Raw genomic sequence first — 15406 nt, 5'->3', positions numbered from 1 at the left:
TTCGTCGTCGGGGGCTCAGCGGGGACGGGCGCGCTCGTACTGCGACGGCCAGGCGACCTCGGCGTCGAGCTCGTGCGCGGCGCGGAGGGCGAAATGCGGGTCGCGCAGCCACTCGCGTCCCGCGAAGATCGCGTCGGCGGCGCCATCGGCGAGCACCTGCTCCGCGTGGGAGGCCGCCGTGATGAGGCCCACCGCGGAGACCGGGATCCGACCGCCTTGACGCACGCCCTCGGCGAGCGGCACCTGGTATCCGGGGAACACGGTGATCTGCTGATGCGCCACGAGGCCACCGCTCGATACGTCGATCAGGTCTGCACCATGCTGGGTCGCCCAGCCACTGACGATCTCCGCCTCCTCCGGCGTGAACCCGCCCTCCGCGTGGTCGGTGGCGGAGATGCGGACGAACAGCGGCACGTCGGCGCCGGCGGCGTCGCGGACGGCGCCGACCACGCGCAGCAGTAGACGAGCGCGGTTCTCGAGCGAACCACCGTATTCGTCCTCACGGTGGTTGGACAGTGGAGAGAGGAACTGGTGGAGGAGGTAGCCATGCGCTCCGTGGATCTCCAGCACGTCGAAGCCCGCGGCGACCGCGCGATGAGCTGCATCGGCGAAGGCCTCCACCACGCGGTCGATGCCCGCCGTATCGAGGGCGATCGGGGTGTCGAAGCCCTCGTACGCGATGGCGGACGGCGCGGACGTGGTCCATCCACCCTCACCGGTCGGCACAGTGCCTCGTTCGGGAGCCCAGGGCCACCACGTCGAGGCCTTGCGGCCGGCGTGGGCGAGTTGGATGCCCGCGTGCGAGCCCCGATCGTGGATCGCCTGGACGATCGGGGCGAGCGCGTCGCGCTGCTCGTCGTTCCAGAGCCCCAGGTCGCGCGGCGAGATCCGCCCGTCGGGGACGACCGAGGTCGCCTCGGCGATGATGAGCCCGGCGCCGCCCGAGGCGAACTGCGCGAGGTGAGTGTGATGCCACTCCTGCGCCACGCCGTCGACGGCGCTGTACATGCACATCGGCGACACCCAGAGGCGATTGCGCAGGGTGACGGAACGGATGGTCAGCGGGGAGAAGAGAAGACTCACCGTTCGACGCTACCGCCGCGCAGGCGACCCGAGGGCCGTCGCACTAACGTGGAGTCATGGTCGAGGTGCGCGAGTGGACGCGAGATGACACGGCGCGGTTGTTCCGTGTTCCCACAGCCGACGACGACAAGTACGCCCGTGGTGTGGTGGCGCTTCGCACCGGGTCGCCCGCATATCCGGGTGCCGCCGTGCTCGGGGTGGAGGCCGCGTGGCGCACGGGCGCCGGATTCGTCCGGTACGTGGGCGCGGAGCGGGTGGCAGATGCTGTTCTCGCCCGACGTCCGGAGACGGTGGCGGGGGCGGATGTCGGCCGGTCGCGGATCGACGCCTGGGTGATCGGCTCCGGCACGGACCCCACCGACCGGGACGACGCGGAGCAGGCAGCCCTCGAGGCGATCGTCGCGGGCGATGCAGCGGTGGTGATCGACGCGGGCGCACTCGATCTCGCCGGGAAGGCGCGCGCTCCCTTCCTGGTGACCCCTCACGCGCGGGAGTTCGCCCGGCTGCAGGAGCAGCTCGGCATCTCCACGTCCGAAGAGGATCGCGCGTCGGCGGCCAGGAGGACGGCGGACCGGGTCGGAGGCACCGTGCTGCTCAAGGGCGCTCGCACGCTGATCGCGTCTCCTGACGGCGGCGTCATCGCCGTCGACGCGGGTACAGGGTGGCTGGCGACCGCAGGGACAGGGGATGTGCTCGCCGGGGTGCTGGGTGCCGTGCTCGCAGCGAACCAGGGCCGCCCGATCGCCGAGGTCGCCGCCGCCGGGGCGTGGATACACGGACATGCGGGCCGAGTGGCCGCGGGGATGAGCGACGGCGGGACGGGGCATCCGATCGTCGCCATGGACGTCGCTGCGGCGCTGCCGCAGGCGATCGCGGACGTCCTCGCGTGAATCGCCCGCCGACCGGGGTGGCCGTGCTGTGGCTCGCCTTCCTCCTCGCCCACCTGCTCACGGCATGGGCGGGCTGGGTCTATCCCAGTCAGCCCATGGGCGATGTGGTCCTCGTCTACGAGCCCTGGGCTTCGTCGGCCCTCGACGGGGGCCCGATCGTCGGCGTCACCGAGACCTGGGTGTACCCGCAGCTCGCGCTCATACCGATGCTCGTGGCCAAGATGCTCGCGGCGCCGCTCGTGCCGCTGCTCGGGGTCTCCGGTGCGTACCTGATCGGGTGGGCTGCCCTCGTCGTGATCGTCGATGCGGTGGCGTTCGGAGTGCTGGTCGGCCGCTCGCCGTCGCGCCCGCGCCGCGTGGCCGCCTGGTTCTGGTGCGCGGCGCTGCTCCTCCTCGGACCGATCGCGCTCTATCGGATCGATGCGATCACGGTGCCGATCGCCGTGATCGGCGGGCTCTGGCTCGTGAGTCGGCCGGTCGTCGGTGCTGCCCTCCTCACGGTCGGCGCCTGGATCAAGATCTGGCCGGGCGCGCTCGTGCTCGCCGCCGTGATCGCGCTCAGGGCGCGCATGCGGGTGCTGTTCGCCGCGCTGGCCGTCACGGCCGGAGTCGTCGCAGCGCTGCTCGTGCTCGGAGCGGATTCCGAGATCCTCGGCTTCCTGACGGAGCAGACGGGACGGGGACTGCAGATCGAAGCGGTCGCCGCCACGCCGTTCCTGTGGCTCGCCGTCACCGGGGCCGCCCGCATCGAGTACAGCTTCGAGATCCTGACCTTCCAGATCACGGCACCGGGCGTCGATGCCGTCGCGGCCGTGCTCACGCCCCTGATGGCGGTGTGCGTGCTCGCGGTCGCAGCCGTCGGCGCGCTCAAGGCGATCCGCGGTGCGCGCTTCACCCGGCTGTTCCCTCCGCTCGCCCTTGCGCTCGTGACGTTGCTGATCGTCACGAACAAGGTGGGCTCCCCGCAGTTCCAGACCTGGCTGATCGCGCCGATGATCCTGTGGCTCGTGCTCGACCGCGTCAGGGCGCGCGTCCCCGCCGTCGTCGTCCTCGCCCTCTGTCTGCTCACCTGCCTCGTCTACCCGATCGGCTACGACGCGCTGCTGCGAGCCGATACCCTCTCCGTCGCCGTCCTCACGGTGCGGAACGCCCTTCTCATCGTCCTGCTCGTGCTGGGCATCCGTGCTCTGCTTCGCGTACCCGTCCGCCAACCGAAAACCCTGGAGTGAACCCATGTTGATCGCCTTCTCCGTCGCCCCGAGCGGTACCCCGGCCGAGGGTGCCGAGCGCACCGATGCATCGGTGCACGACGCCGTGGCCGCTGCCGTGCGCGTGGTGCGGGAATCGGGCCTGGCGCACCGCACCACCAGCATGTTCACCGAGATCGAGGGCCCGGACTGGGACACCGTCATGGACGTCGTGAAGCGTGCGACCGAGGCCGTCATGCCGTTCGGATCGCGGGTATCGCTCGTGTTGAAGGCCGATATCCGGCCCGGGTACTCCGGAGAGCTCGACGCGAAGATCGAACGCCTCGAGGCTGCTATCACAGAGGCGGGCTCGGAAGAGGCGGGCTCTGCGCGCGCGGATGGCTGACGTCGTCCCGGCGACGTCGATCGCTCTTCGACCGGCGCTCGCCGAGGACGCCGAGTGGATCGCGGAGCTCCGGGCCGACGTGCTCAGAGTCGACCTGGAGCGACTCGGACGTTATGACGAGGTCCGTGTCCGGCAGCGCTTCCGCGACGCGTTCGAGCCTGCGCAGACGCGGATCATCGTCGTGGATGCCGTCGACGTCGGCTCTGTCGCCCTCCGCCGAGACGGCGATTCGCTCTGGCTGGAGCACTTCTACATCTCTCCGTCGCACCAGGGTCGCGGGGTCGGGGGCCGCGTGCTCACGACGGTGCTCGACGGTGCCGGCCGGTATCGCCTCAACGTGCTCAGGGGCAGCCCGGCCCGAGGCCTGTACGAGCGCCACGGGTTCGTCGTCGAGTCCGAGGACGACGTGGATGTGTTCATGACGCTCGATCGTGAGGGGGAGACGAGGTGGGCCTCCGAGGGCCGGTAGGCTGTTCCGGTGAATCCCTCGACTGAATCGAGGGGTGCGGCGAAGTGGGCGCTCCTCTCTCTCGCCATAGGCAGCTTCGGAATCGGCATGACCGAGTTCGTGGTCATGGGCCTGCTTCCCAACATCGCCGCCGACCTGCTCCCTTCGCTCTGGGCAACCAGCCCGGAAGATGCGCTGAGCCAAGCGGGGTGGCTGATCTCGCTGTACGCGCTGGGTGTGGTGGTCGGCGCCCCGACCATCGCCGGTTTCGTCGCGCGATATCCACGGCATCGGGTGATGATCGTGCTGGCTCTCGCGCTGACGGTGTTCAACGCCCTCACCGTGGTGCTGCCCACGTTCGAGCTCGTCGCCGCGTCCCGCTTCCTCGCCGGTCTCCCGCACGGTGCGTACTTCGGCATCGGTGCACTCGTGGCGGCCGAGGTGATGGGGCCGGGCAACCGTGCCAAGGGCGTGGCCTTCATCCTCACCGGCCTCACGGTCGCGAACGTCGTCGGCGTGCCGCTGGGCACCTTCCTCGGACAGCAGTGGGGGTGGCGCTCGGCCTTCGCCGTCGTCGCCATCGTGTTCGCGCTCGCCACTGTCTGCATCGCGCTGTTCGTGCCGGAGCATCCGGGGGATCCAGGGCGCACGATGCGGCAGGAGCTGCGGGTGTTCCGGATCCCGCAGGTGTGGTTCACGTTGGGTGTCGGCGCGATCGGGTTCGGCGGGTTCTTCGCCGTCTACAGCTACATCGCGCCCCTGGTGACAGAGGTGTCCGGCTCGCCGGAGTGGGTCGTGCCGATCGTGCTCGTGCTGATGGGGCTCGGGATGACGGCGGGAAACCTGGTCGGTGGTCATCTCGCCGACATCGATCTGCGTCGCACGCTGCTCTTCGGTCTCGCCGCCATGGCTCTCGTCTTCGCGCTGCTCGCCTTCCTGTCGTTCTGGATCGTCAGCCTGGCGGTCGTGGTGCTCGTAGTCGGTTTCGTCTCGTCCGTGCTGAGCCCGACGATCCAGACCCGCCTCATGGATGTGGCCGGTGACAACCAGTCGATCGCGGCAGCCATGAACCACTCCGCGCTCAACATCGGCAACAGTCTGGGTGCCTTCCTCGGTGGCGTCGTGATCGCCGCAGGCTGGGGCTTCACGGCACCGGCGTGGACAGGGGCCGCGCTCGCCGTGGCGGGTCTGCTGATCGCCCTGCTGTCCTATCGCGTCGAAGGGCGTCGTCCCGCGCCGGTGGAGCTCGTCACAGCGGTATCGGCCGGATCGGCATCGGTCGTCTCGTCATCGACAGCACCGACATCGACAGCACCGACCTCGACCGCACCGACCTCGACCGCACCGTAGAGTGACGGGGTGAGTGCTCCCGAGACGACTCTGCCCGTGGCCGGGACCGTTGTCCTGCTGCGGGCGTCGGATCCGGGATTCGAGGTGCTCCTGATGCGGCGGCCCGATCGCGGCTCGTTCGCGGGAGCGTGGGTGTTCCCCGGTGGCAAGGTCGAGCCCGGTGACATCCGCGGGAGTGGCGACATCGACGATGCGCGGCACGCCGCCATCAGGGAGACCGCCGAGGAGGTCGGCCTCACGGTCGAGGATCTCATCGTGCTGTCGGAGTGGCAGCCGCCGCTGGAGGCACCGACGCGCATCCGGACCTGGTTCTTCCTCGCTCACGCACCGACCGGGGAGGCCGCGCCCTCCGCCGACGAGGTCGAGGAGATCGCGTGGGTGCGCCCGGCTGAGGCGCTCGCGCGCCACGCGGCCGGGACGTGGAGCCTGTACCCGCCCACCTGGATCACACTGCATCAGCTCTCGGCGTTCGGCGATGTGTCCTCGGCACTCTCCTCGGGCGGCTCGGCCCAGCTGTTCCAGACGCGGGTGCTCGACTCCGATGCCGGTCGGGGTTTCGCCTGGGAGCAGGGGCGTCTCGAGGCGGGTTCGCTGCCCTGGCGGTTCGAACCGAGCTGAGCGGAGGGGTCAGCTCTCGAGCAGGCGCCGCAGATTCGAGCCGACCGCCTCGGTCTCGATGAGGAAGCCGTCGTGTCCGAAGTCGCTGGCGATGACCACGGCCTCGTCGTCGATGATGTTCGGGATGCTGCGGGCGATGCGCTGCTGTCCGTCGACAGGGAAGAGCCGATCGCTGTCGATCCCGAGCACCAACGTGGTCGCGGTGACCGCATGCAGCGCCTCTTCGACGCCTCCTCGACCGCGGCCGACGTCGTGCGAGTTCATGGCCTCGACCAGGGTGATGTAGCTGTTCGCGTCGAATCGGCGTGTGAACTTGTTGCCATGGAAGTCGAGGTACGACTCCACCGCGAAGCGTCCGCCGTGACCGAGCGGTGACACGTCGGACTGCCAGGAGCGCTGGAACCGCTGATTCAGCTCGATCGGGCTGCGGTAGTTCAGCAGAGCCATGCGTCGGGCGAGGGCGAGCCCCCGGTGCGGACCGTCGCCGTCCGCGAGGTCGTAGTACTCGCCGCCCTGGAAGCGCGGGTCCATGCGGATGGTCTCCAGCTGCACGGTGTTGAGCGCGATCTGGTCGGCGGTGGTCACCGGGGGAGAGGAGAGCACGGCGAGGCGCTGCACACGCTCGGGGTGCGTGGCCGCCCATTCCAGCGCGTGCATCCCTCCCATGGAGCCGCCGATGACCGCGGCCCAGCTGTCGATGCCGAGAGCATCGGCGAGGCGCACCTGGGCGGCGACCTGGTCGCGGATGGTCAAGTAGGGGAAGCGCGACGCCCATTCGTAGCCGTCCGCGGCGATGCTCGCAGGTCCCGTCGATCCCTGGCATCCTCCCAGCATGTTCGGGGCGATCACGAACCAGCGGTCCGTGTCGAGCGGAGCGCCAGGACCAGTGATGTCCTCCCACCAGCCCGCGGTGGGGTGGCCGGCGCCCGCGGCTCCGCGCACGTGACTGTCGCCGGTGAGCGCGTGCAGCACCAGGACGGCATTGTCCCGTGCCGCGTTCAGCTCGCCCCAGGACTCGTAGGCGATGCGGATGCCGGGGAGCTCTGCGCCGCTCTCGGTCGCGAACGGTCCGAAGGCGGCGAAGCGACGACCCCCCACGGGGTCGCCGTCCCGCCAGGCGCCGGTCGCCGGCGGACGGGCGCGAAGCAGCCTGACATCGGCCTCCGTCACGGGTGCAGAGGGCACCGTGTCCTCGGAGGTCGTCTGCCAGTCCATGCTTCCATTCTCGCCTGGCAGGGCACCCCTCGGTGGCAGGTTACGGAGTGATCGCGGATCGGGCTCGGGTGACGGTCGCCAGATGGTCGCTGTTGCCTGCGCGCATGGTGCCAGAAGTGACGACGTCGAGTCCGCGTACGAACACCTGGTCGATGCGGACGAGTGGGAAGGCCCCGGGCCATGTGAAGCCCAGGCTTCCGTCGGTCGGGCGCACCCAGTCGGTCTCCGCGCGCAGGGCGGTCAGACTCGGATCGGTCGACGGTGCGTTGAAGTCGCCGACGACGATCAGCGACTCCGCCGGGTCGGACGCCACCTCTTCCGCGATGCCGCCCAGCATGGTGTCACGGTCCTGTTGGTGCCCTGGCCGTACCGACGCCGCGTGCAGCACATAGACGGCGACGGGAGCGGACGGGGCCTGCACCTCGACGCGAAGCGCGCGCTTCCAGCTGAGTCCGAGTGTGAGGGGCTCGGCATCCGCGAGGGGGTACCTGCTCCAGACGCCCACCGTCCCGACGGTGTAGGAGTGCGGGTACTCCGCTGCGAGGGTGTCCTGCGCGGCGGAGAGGCTGTCTCCGTCGAGCTCGACGAGGGCGATCACGTCGGCACCGCTCTGCGCCAGCTCGGAGGCGGAGGATGCGGCTCCACCGGAGCGCGCTCGCACGTTCTGACTCACGACGGTCAGCTCGGATGCGGCAGCCGATTCCACGTCCGCCCCGCCGGGGAGGCCGGGGAACGCCGGCATCATCGCGAGGACCCACAGGAGTGCGGGAACCAGGATCAGGACGAGAACTCGCGGCGCACGCAGGAGGGCGACCAGCACCAGTGCGACGAGGATGATCCCCAGCCACGGGAGGACAGCCGAGACCGCGGTGCCGACGAGCCCCGGGATCCAGCCGCAGGCGACGACGAGTGCCAGGAGGACACCGGTCACGGCGAGCCACCGGGCGACGGTCCGTGACCGCCGCGTGCGGTGCGGGGGGTGCTGAGCGTCGATCATGGTCTCCTCGGGGCGGAGTCCCATTCTCGACGGAACCGCCTGTGGGTCGGCCGGGTGAGGCCGCCGCCGTCACACGTCGATGCCCCGGAACGCTGGGCTCCGGGGCATCGACGTGGTGCGGGGATCAGGCGCGGGCGGCCTCCGAGACGGCACGTGCCGCGGCGAGGGCCTGCTCGAGGTCGGCCTTGAGGTCATCGACGTTCTCGATGCCGACGGAGAGCCGGACCAGACCGGGAGTCACGCCGGCGGTCAGCTGCTGCTCTGGCGTCAGCTGCGCGTGCGTGGTGGACGCCGGGTGGATGACGAGCGAGCGCACGTCGCCGATGTTGGCGAGGTGGCTGAACAGCGACAGGCTGTTGACGAACTCGCGACCGGCCTCGACGCCGCCCTTCAGCTCGAACGACAGCACGGCTCCGACGCCCTTGGGGGCGTACTCGTTCGCCTTGGCGTACCACGGCGACGAAGGCAGGCCCGAGTAGTTGACGGTCGCGACGTCGTCGCGGCTGTCGAGCCACTCGGCGATCTCCTGCGCGTTCTGCACGTGCCGCTCGATGCGCAGCGAAAGGGTCTCGACGCCCTGGATGAGGTTCCAGGCGCTCTGCGGCGCGATCGCCGATCCCAGGTCGCGCAGCAGCTGCACTCGCGCCTTGATGATGTACGCGAGCGGGTCGCCCACAGCAGCCGTGTAGCTGGCGCCGTGGTACGACGGGTCGGGCACCGTGAGGCCGGGGAAGGTGTCGACGTGCTTCGACCACTCGAACTTGCCGCCGTCGATGATGACGCCGCCGATGGTCGTGCCGTGGCCGCCGAGGAACTTGGTGACCGAGTGGACGACGATGTCGGCGCCGTGCTCGAACGGGCGGATCAGGTACGGGGTGGCGATCGTGTTGTCGACGATCAGCGGGACGCCGTTCTCGTGGGCGATGTCGGCGACGGTGCGGATGTCGAGGATGTTGATCTGCGGGTTGCCGATCGTCTCCGCGAAGAACAGCTTCGTGTTCGGACGGACGGCGCGGCGCCACTCCTCGGCGTCGTCCTGGTTCTCGACGAAGGTGACCTCGATGCCGAGCTTCGCCAGCGTGTACTTGAAGAGGTTGTAGGTTCCGCCGTAGATCGAGCTCGACGCCACGAAGTGGTCGCCGGCCTGGGCGATGTTGAGGATCGCGAAGGTCGATGCCGCCTGGCCGCTCGCGAGGACGAGCGCCCCGGTGCCGCCCTCGAGCGCGGCGAGACGCTGCTCGAGCACGTCCTGCGTCGGGTTCTGGATACGGGTGTAGATGTTGCCGAACTCCGCCAGCGCGAAGAGGTTGGCCGCGTGGTCGGCGCTGTCGAACACGTACGAGGTGGTCTGGTAGATCGGCGTGGCACGCGCCTTGGTGACCGGGTCGGGGGCAGCGCCGGAGTGGATCTGCTTGGTCTCGAAGCGCCAGGACTCGGGTGCGGACATGTGATTCCCCCAGAAGTGGTCGGAAGGTCGGATGGCGGATGCCGTTGCAGCGACAGTACGGAATATCGGCGCTTGTCAACAACAGGTGGGAAATGTGACGTAACAGAGGGGAGCCCCGGAATCACGCGGCGGGAGGGTTCCACGACAGCGCCGTGGGGGGAGATCGCAATCGGGGGAGAACGCCGTACGGTGGAGGCATGGTGAACAGACGAGCAGTGGTGACAGGTGCGAGTTCGGGCATCGGTGCAGCGACGGTGCGTGCGCTCCGTGCCAGGGGATGGGACGTCGTCGGTGTGGCACGCCGCGCGGATCGACTGGCCGCGCTCGCCGCGGAGACCGGGGCTTCGGCCATCGCCTGCGACCTGACCGATTCGTCCGCCGTCGAGGCGCTCGTGGGCGAGATCGAGCGATCCGGCCCGGTCCACGCTCTCGTCCAGGTCGCCGGTGGCGCCCGTGGCACCGATCGCATCGAGGACGCGTCCGTCGAGGACTGGCAGTGGATGTTCGACGCCAACGTCCTGGCGAGTCAGCGTCTCGTCGCGGGCCTGCTTCCGCTGCTGCGCCGTGCGGCCGCCGCGGACGGCCACGCGGATGCGCTCTTCGTGACGTCCACTGCCGCGCAGACCGCGTATGCCGGAGGTGCGGGCTACAACGCGGCGAAGGCTGCGGAGGGGATGCTGGTGAAGGTGCTCCGGCAGGAGCTCAACGGCGAGCCCATCCGTGTGGTCGAGGTGGCTCCGGGAATGGTGCACACCGAGGAGTTCACGCTCAATCGGCTCGGCGGTGACCCCGTGGCTGCGGAGGCGGTGTACGCCGGTGTCGAAGCCCCGCTCGTGGCCGATGACGTCGCCGACGTGATCGCCTACGCCCTGGAGTCTCCCGGCCACGTGAATCTCGACCTGATCACGATGCGTCCCGTCGCGCAGTCCGCACAGCACCTGCTCGCCCGCGGGCCGCTGCGCGTGCGATCGGTCGACTGACGATGGCGCAGACTCTCGCGGAGCTCGCCGCCGAGGGGCGGATCGATGAGGGATGGGCCGAGGCGCTGGCCCCGGTGCAGGACACGATCACCGCGCTGGGTGAGCGCCTCCGTGCCGAGCAGCAGGCAGGGCACGGCTACCTCCCGGCGGGCGGGAATGTGCTCCGAGCGTTCCAGCGGCCCCTGTCGGACGTGCGGGTGCTCATCACAGGACAGGATCCGTACCCCACTCCTGGGCACCCCATCGGGTTGTCGTTCGCCGTGGATCGCGACGTGCGCCCCCTGCCCCGCAGCCTTGCGAACATCTACAAGGAGCGGCAGAGCGATCTCGGGATTCCGCCGGCACCGCACGGAGACCTCACCGCGTGGAGCGATCAGGGCGTCCTCCTGCTCAACCGGGTGCTCACCGTACGCCCCGGCGCGGCGGCGTCGCATCGAGGCTGGGGGTGGGAGAAGGTCACCGAGCTGGCCATCCGCACCCTCGTCGCCCGCGATCAGCCGCTCGTCGCGATCCTGTGGGGCAGGGACGCGGCGAACCTGCAGCCTCTCCTGGGCGAGACGCCGGTGATCTCTTCCGCACACCCCTCGCCCCTCTCCGCCAGCCGTGGCTTCTTCGGGTCGCGACCGTTCTCCCGTGCCAACACCCTTCTCGAGGAGCAGGGTGCGGCGGCGGTGGACTGGCGAGTGGATGGCGAAGGCCCTCTCTCCCTAAGCTGAGCGCATGCAGTTCGAGCCGGGGGACCGTCGCCGCGTTCTCCCGCGCCATCTCCGACCTGCCCCGGCCCCCGAGGTGTTCTCCTATGCGATCCGCCCGGTCCGCCCGGCGGATCTGCCGCACGTGCGTGAGATATACAACCACTTCGTGAGCAACTCGGCAGTGACCCTCGACGAGCGCCGCAGCAGCATCCCCTACTGGCGCGAGAAGTACGCGCTGCTGACCAGGCTGCAGCTGCCGTTCCTCGTGGCGGTGTCCCCGGGCGGCGAAGTGATGGGCTACGCGCTGGCGCAGCCCTGGGCGGGGAAGAACGCCTACAAGTACACGGTCGAGGACTCGATCTACCTCGGTCCGGGAGCCGGGGGCAAGGGGCTCGGCGCGGCACTGCTGCAAGCACTCATCGACGCCTGCGAGCAGATCGGTCTGCGCGAGATGGTCGCGGTCATCAGCGATCATGGCGCCGAGGCGTCGATCCGACTGCACGAGAAGCTCGGCTTCGTCGAGGCCGGACGGATGGGGCGGGTCGGCTACAAGTTCGGCAGGGACCTCGGCACCGTGTACATGCGTCGTGTGCTCACGCCGACGGGGCGGCGACGAGGAAAGCTGTTCGGCGCGCGACGCTGATGCCCGGAGGGGCGCACCCCGTTCACCTCGTCCGCTCAACCGCCCGGCGGGGTGGGGATGACGGGGATCGCCGCGAGCAGCCTCCTGGTGTAGTCCTGCGTGGGGTGCAGGAGCACATCGCTCGTCGCGCCCCGTTCGACGACGCGCCCGTCCTTCATCACGACGACCGTGTCGCAGAGGTTCTGCACCACGCCGATGTCGTGAGACACGAGCACGAGTGTGAGGTTGCCCGTGCGTCGCAGCTCGATCAGCAGCTCGAGGATCTGCGCGCGCACGGTGACGTCCAGGGCGGACAGGGGTTCGTCCCCGACCAGGACCCGCGGACCGTGGACGATCGCCCTCGCGAGCGCGATCCGTTGACGCTGCCCGCCGGAGAACTCGTGGGGATACCGGTCTGCCATGTCGGGCTCGAGGCCCACCTGGGCCAGTACCTCGCGGACGCGCGCGCGGTGGTCGCCTTCGACGCCGAGCGCCCACAGCGGTTCGCGGACGATCTGGCCTGCCGTCATGCGCGGGTCCAGGGACGCGTAGGGATCCTGGAAGACCAATCCCGTCTCCCGCCGCAGCCAGTGCAGGGACTTCGCGGGAGCGGATGCGTCCACGGCACGTCCGTCGACCGTCACAGAGCCGGATGTCGGGCGGTCGAGTCCCAGCAGCAGTCGCACCAGGGTGGACTTGCCCGATCCCGACTCGCCGATGATGCCGACCGCTGACCCCTCGACGATGTCGAGGTCGGTCGGGGCCAGGGCGGTCACGGTTCGGGCACGCTCGAACGCGGAGCGCTTCGGTGCGAAGAAGTCCCGGCTGAGGCCTCGTGCTTCGATCAGGCTCATGCGGCGCCCCCGTCCGGACGCCAGAGCGTGGCCGTCGCATCACGCAGCAGTCCCTGCGTGATCGGCGAAGCGGGACTCGACAGAAGGGTGGGGACCGGTGCGGCTTCGACGACCTTGCCATGTTCGAGCACGACACCCTCGGTCGCGACCTGGGCGAGCACGGCGAGATCGTGGGTGATGAAGACCAGCGACATGCCCTCGTCCGCGACGAGCGTCAGCAGCAGGGAGAGGATCTCCGCCTGGATCGTGACATCCAATGCCGTGGTCGGCTCGTCTGCGATGAGCAAACGCGGACGACAGGCGAGAGCCATCGCGATCGCGACGCGCTGCCTCTGACCGCCGGAGAGCTGGTGCGGGTAGCGGTCGACGATCGACTCCGGGTCGGGCAGCCGCACCCGAGCCGCTTCCGCGATCGCCCGTTCTCGCGCCGCGCGGCGTCCGAGCCCTTCGTGGATGCGGATCGATTCCGCGATCTGGCGGCCGACGGTCCTGATCGGGTTGAGCGCGGTGCGGGGCTCCTGGAACACGATGCCGATGTCGTCTCCTCGGAGGCGCGCGAGCTCGCGGTCCGGCATCCCGATCAGTTCGATCCCGTTCCAGCGGATGCTTCCCCTGGCGGTCGCACCGTCGGGGAGCAGTCCCAGCACCGCGAGGGCGGTGAGCGACTTCCCCGAGCCGGATTCCCCGATCAGCCCGAGCCTCGCTCCGTCTGCGACCTCGAAGGAGACGCCGTCGACCACCGGCCGACCGTCGATCTCGATCACGAGGTCCTGCACCGACAGGCTCATGCGACCACCCCCGGAGTGTGGATCTCGGCGGAGCGGTGCCGCAGCGTCGGATCCGTCGCCTCGCGCAGACCGTCACCCAGCAGGTTCAGCGCGAGCACCGTGATCGTGATGGCGAGTCCCGGCCAGATGACCGACAACGGATGCACCCCGATGTAGCGCTGGAGGTCGGCGAGCAGCAGGCCCCAGCTCGGATCGACCACGGAGGCGCCGAAACCCAGGTACGACAGGCCGGCCTCCGCGAGGACGGCGACGGCCATCGACCAGGACAGCTGCACGATGAAGACGGGTGCCACGTTCGGCAGCAGGTGGCGCACCAGGCTCTGCGCGGGGGTGAGCCCTGCGGCTCTGGCGGCGAGGACGAAGTCGCTCTGCTGCACGCGGCGCAGCTCCGGACGCGTGACCCTCGCGATGTTGACGCCGAAGCCGATGCCGACCGCCCAGATCACGACCCAGAGCGAACCGCCCCAGACAGAGGAGATCATCATCGCGATCAACAGCACAGGGAAGGCGATCAGGATGTCGACGAGCACGGCGACGGTCTCCCGCATCCACCGTGCAGTGAGCGCTCCGAGTGCGGCCAGGGCGATCCCCACAGCCGTGGCGACGATACCGGCCCCCACGCTCACGAACACCGTCGTGCGGGCACCAGCCATCAGCAGACTCAGGATGTCGCGTCCGGTGTCGTCGGTGCCGAGGACGTGGGGCCAGCTCGGCGGCAGCCACCGATCGCCGATGTCCGAGGCCTGCGGATCGAACGGTGTCCAGAGGAGCGAGATCAGCGCTGTCATGACGATCACCAGGACGACGACGATGCCGAAGCGTCCTGTGGAGGTGTCCCAGAGGCGGGAGAGCCAGCGCGGATTCATGCGGACTCCCGCTGACGAGGATCGATCGCGCGGTGCAGGAGGTCGACCAGGAAACCGACGACCAAGACGAATCCGGTGAGGACGAGGAGTTCGCTCTGCACCTTGATCAGATCGCGCGTGCCGACATCGGCCACGAGCATACGGCCGATCCCCGGCAGGGTGAACAGCTGTTCGATCACGACGGACCCGACGATGATGCCGGCCACCTGGAGCCCGAGCACGGTGATGATGGAGAGGCCGACGGCGGGGATGCCGTGCTGGATGAGGGCTCGGGTACGGGTGAGACCCTTCGCGGCGGCGGTGCGGACGAAGTCCTGTCCCGCTGCCTGCAGGGTCGCGCTGCGTACGAACCGCATGAGCATCGCCCCCTCGACGATCCCGATCGTGAGCGCGGGGAGCAGCAGCGACTCGATCGCCTTCCCCGGTGTGGACCAGCCGGTGCGGGGGAAGCCCTGGGGAGGAAGCCATCCCAGCCATACCGAGAACACGACGATCAGCATCATGCCGGCCCAGACGACGGGGACGGCGGCGAGCGTCTGGGCTCCGACGCTGAGCGCCGTCCCGCCGCGCCGATTGCGAAGAAGGGCGGCGAGGATCCCGAACGGCACAGCGATGACGACGGCGATCAGGAGCGACATCGCTCCGAGCGGAACGGTGACCTGGGACTTGAGGAGGATCTCTTCGCCGACAGAGGCGCCGGACAGCAGCGATGTGCCGAGATCGCCGCGGAAGATGCCCCCGATCCACTCGGTGTACTGGGCGAGGAGCGGGCGATTCAGGCCGAGGGATTCGCGGAGCGCTTCGACCTCGGCGGGTGAGGCCTGCGTGCCGGCGATGAGCTGTGCGACGTCGCCGGGGAAGACGCGCAGCGTCAGGAAGATGAGCGCGCTCGACACGAGGAGCCCTGCGATGAGCAGGGCTCCCCGGACGAGCGCATAGCGGATCACGACGCGGTGATCG

17 protein-coding genes are annotated in these 15406 nt (G+C 69.6%); 9 read left to right on the top strand and 8 right to left on the bottom strand.

The window, feature by feature from the left end; all coding sequences use genetic code 11:
• Positions 1-15: 15 nt before the first annotated feature.
• Positions 16-1083, bottom strand: coding sequence for an NADH:flavin oxidoreductase/NADH oxidase (locus AAY78_RS16930; protein ID WP_046749469.1), 1068 nt, complete (start codon positions 1081-1083; stop codon positions 16-18).
• 56 nt (positions 1084-1139) lie between these two features.
• Between AAY78_RS16930 and AAY78_RS16925 the strand changes: the two genes are divergently transcribed.
• From AAY78_RS16925 to AAY78_RS16900, 6 genes are read left to right on the top strand one after another with little or no spacing between them, the layout of a single operon-like run.
• Positions 1140-1973: an NAD(P)H-hydrate dehydratase gene (locus tag AAY78_RS16925; RefSeq protein ID WP_046749468.1), complete on the top strand. Its 834-nt coding sequence runs from the start codon at positions 1140-1142 to the stop codon at positions 1971-1973.
• Positions 1970-3202, top strand: a complete 1233-nt coding sequence (locus tag AAY78_RS16920; RefSeq protein WP_231589743.1) for a hypothetical protein — start codon at positions 1970-1972, stop codon at positions 3200-3202. The genes AAY78_RS16925 and AAY78_RS16920 overlap by 4 nt, the downstream gene beginning before the upstream one ends.
• Positions 3203-3206: 4 nt before the next feature.
• Positions 3207-3566, top strand: coding sequence for a thiamine-binding protein (locus AAY78_RS16915; RefSeq protein WP_046749467.1), 360 nt, complete (start codon positions 3207-3209; stop codon positions 3564-3566).
• A complete protein-coding gene (locus AAY78_RS16910; RefSeq protein ID WP_046749466.1) occupies positions 3559-4035 on the top strand; it encodes a GNAT family N-acetyltransferase in 477 nt (158 codons plus the stop codon). The genes AAY78_RS16915 and AAY78_RS16910 overlap by 8 nt, the downstream gene beginning before the upstream one ends.
• A gap of 9 nt (positions 4036-4044) precedes the next feature.
• A complete protein-coding gene (locus tag AAY78_RS16905; RefSeq protein ID WP_231589742.1) occupies positions 4045-5364 on the top strand; it encodes an MFS transporter in 1320 nt (439 codons plus the stop codon).
• Positions 5365-5373: 9 nt separating this feature from the next.
• On the top strand, positions 5374-5982 hold the full coding sequence (locus tag AAY78_RS16900; protein ID WP_046749465.1) for an NUDIX hydrolase: 609 nt from the start codon (positions 5374-5376) through the stop codon (positions 5980-5982).
• A gap of 9 nt (positions 5983-5991) precedes the next feature.
• Here AAY78_RS16900 and metX read toward each other — a convergent pair whose 3' ends face one another.
• The 3 genes from metX to AAY78_RS16885 form a co-directional block, all read right to left on the bottom strand.
• The gene (gene metX / locus AAY78_RS16895; RefSeq protein ID WP_046749464.1) at positions 5992-7197 is read right to left on the bottom strand and encodes a homoserine O-acetyltransferase MetX; all 1206 of its coding nucleotides are present in this window, start codon (positions 7195-7197) and stop codon (positions 5992-5994) included.
• A gap of 40 nt (positions 7198-7237) precedes the next feature.
• Positions 7238-8218, bottom strand: a complete 981-nt coding sequence (locus AAY78_RS16890) for an endonuclease/exonuclease/phosphatase family protein (protein WP_052748821.1) — start codon at positions 8216-8218, stop codon at positions 7238-7240.
• 100 nt (positions 8219-8318) lie between these two features.
• Positions 8319-9641: a bifunctional o-acetylhomoserine/o-acetylserine sulfhydrylase gene (locus tag AAY78_RS16885; RefSeq protein WP_046749463.1), complete on the bottom strand. Its 1323-nt coding sequence runs from the start codon at positions 9639-9641 to the stop codon at positions 8319-8321.
• A gap of 197 nt (positions 9642-9838) precedes the next feature.
• Here AAY78_RS16885 and AAY78_RS16880 point away from each other — a divergent pair, with 197 nt between their 5' ends.
• The 3 genes from AAY78_RS16880 to AAY78_RS16870 are packed head-to-tail and all read left to right on the top strand — an operon-like array spanning position 9839 to position 11959.
• Entirely contained in the window at positions 9839-10621 is a 783-nt protein-coding gene (locus AAY78_RS16880) for an SDR family oxidoreductase (protein ID WP_171010962.1), read from the top strand.
• A gap of 2 nt (positions 10622-10623) precedes the next feature.
• Positions 10624-11337 carry a uracil-DNA glycosylase gene (locus AAY78_RS16875; RefSeq protein WP_046749462.1) on the top strand — a complete coding sequence of 238 codons (714 nt, stop codon included), beginning with the start codon at positions 10624-10626 and terminating at the stop codon, positions 11335-11337.
• Between the two features lie 4 nt (positions 11338-11341).
• Positions 11342-11959 (top strand): GNAT family N-acetyltransferase, encoded by a 618-nt coding sequence (locus AAY78_RS16870; protein WP_046749461.1) that lies wholly within the window; start codon positions 11342-11344, stop codon positions 11957-11959.
• Between the two features lie 35 nt (positions 11960-11994).
• On the opposite strand, the gene AAY78_RS16865 is transcribed toward AAY78_RS16870, so the two are convergent.
• Genes AAY78_RS16865 through AAY78_RS16850 form a run of 4 tightly spaced genes read right to left on the bottom strand, consistent with a single transcriptional unit; the run spans position 11995 to position 15393 of the window.
• Positions 11995-12792 carry an ABC transporter ATP-binding protein gene (locus tag AAY78_RS16865; RefSeq protein WP_046749460.1) on the bottom strand — a complete coding sequence of 266 codons (798 nt, stop codon included), beginning with the start codon at positions 12790-12792 and terminating at the stop codon, positions 11995-11997.
• On the bottom strand, positions 12789-13580 hold the full coding sequence (locus AAY78_RS16860) for an ATP-binding cassette domain-containing protein (protein WP_046749459.1): 792 nt from the start codon (positions 13578-13580) through the stop codon (positions 12789-12791). Before AAY78_RS16860 ends, AAY78_RS16865 begins: the two co-directional genes overlap by 4 nt.
• Positions 13577-14446: an ABC transporter permease gene (locus tag AAY78_RS16855; RefSeq protein WP_046749458.1), complete on the bottom strand. Its 870-nt coding sequence runs from the start codon at positions 14444-14446 to the stop codon at positions 13577-13579. Before AAY78_RS16855 ends, AAY78_RS16860 begins: the two co-directional genes overlap by 4 nt.
• A complete protein-coding gene (locus tag AAY78_RS16850; RefSeq protein WP_046749457.1) occupies positions 14443-15393 on the bottom strand; it encodes an ABC transporter permease in 951 nt (316 codons plus the stop codon). Before AAY78_RS16850 ends, AAY78_RS16855 begins: the two co-directional genes overlap by 4 nt.
• Positions 15394-15406: the final 13 nt, after the last annotated feature.

Source organism: Microbacterium sp. Ag1 (assembly GCF_001005635.1).
Lineage (GTDB): Bacteria > Actinomycetota > Actinomycetes > Actinomycetales > Microbacteriaceae > Microbacterium > Microbacterium oxydans.
The sequence above is the reverse complement of the archived record's forward strand: the minus strand, read 5'-3'. Positions and strand labels throughout refer to the sequence as shown.

Bases quoted from the DNA above. Each gene is read 5' to 3' on its own strand.
- AAY78_RS16925 (WP_046749468.1), top strand. From the start codon at position 1,140: ATGGTCGAGGTGCGCGAGTGGACGCGAGATGACACGGCGCGGTTGTTC.
- AAY78_RS16915 (WP_046749467.1), top strand. From the start codon at position 3,207: ATGTTGATCGCCTTCTCCGTCGCCCCGAGCGGTACCCCGGCCGAGGGT.
- AAY78_RS16910 (WP_046749466.1), top strand. From the start codon at position 3,559: ATGGCTGACGTCGTCCCGGCGACGTCGATCGCTCTTCGACCGGCGCTC.
- metX (WP_046749464.1), bottom strand. From the start codon at position 7,197: ATGGACTGGCAGACGACCTCCGAGGACACGGTGCCCTCTGCACCCGTG.
- AAY78_RS16890 (WP_052748821.1), bottom strand. From the start codon at position 8,218: ATGGGACTCCGCCCCGAGGAGACCATGATCGACGCTCAGCACCCCCCG.
- AAY78_RS16885 (WP_046749463.1), bottom strand. From the start codon at position 9,641: ATGTCCGCACCCGAGTCCTGGCGCTTCGAGACCAAGCAGATCCACTCC.
- AAY78_RS16880 (WP_171010962.1), top strand. From the start codon at position 9,839: ATGGTGAACAGACGAGCAGTGGTGACAGGTGCGAGTTCGGGCATCGGT.
- AAY78_RS16875 (WP_046749462.1), top strand. From the start codon at position 10,624: ATGGCGCAGACTCTCGCGGAGCTCGCCGCCGAGGGGCGGATCGATGAG.
- AAY78_RS16870 (WP_046749461.1), top strand. From the start codon at position 11,342: ATGCAGTTCGAGCCGGGGGACCGTCGCCGCGTTCTCCCGCGCCATCTC.
- AAY78_RS16865 (WP_046749460.1), bottom strand. From the start codon at position 12,792: ATGAGCCTGATCGAAGCACGAGGCCTCAGCCGGGACTTCTTCGCACCG.
- AAY78_RS16860 (WP_046749459.1), bottom strand. From the start codon at position 13,580: ATGAGCCTGTCGGTGCAGGACCTCGTGATCGAGATCGACGGTCGGCCG.
- AAY78_RS16855 (WP_046749458.1), bottom strand. From the start codon at position 14,446: ATGAATCCGCGCTGGCTCTCCCGCCTCTGGGACACCTCCACAGGACGC.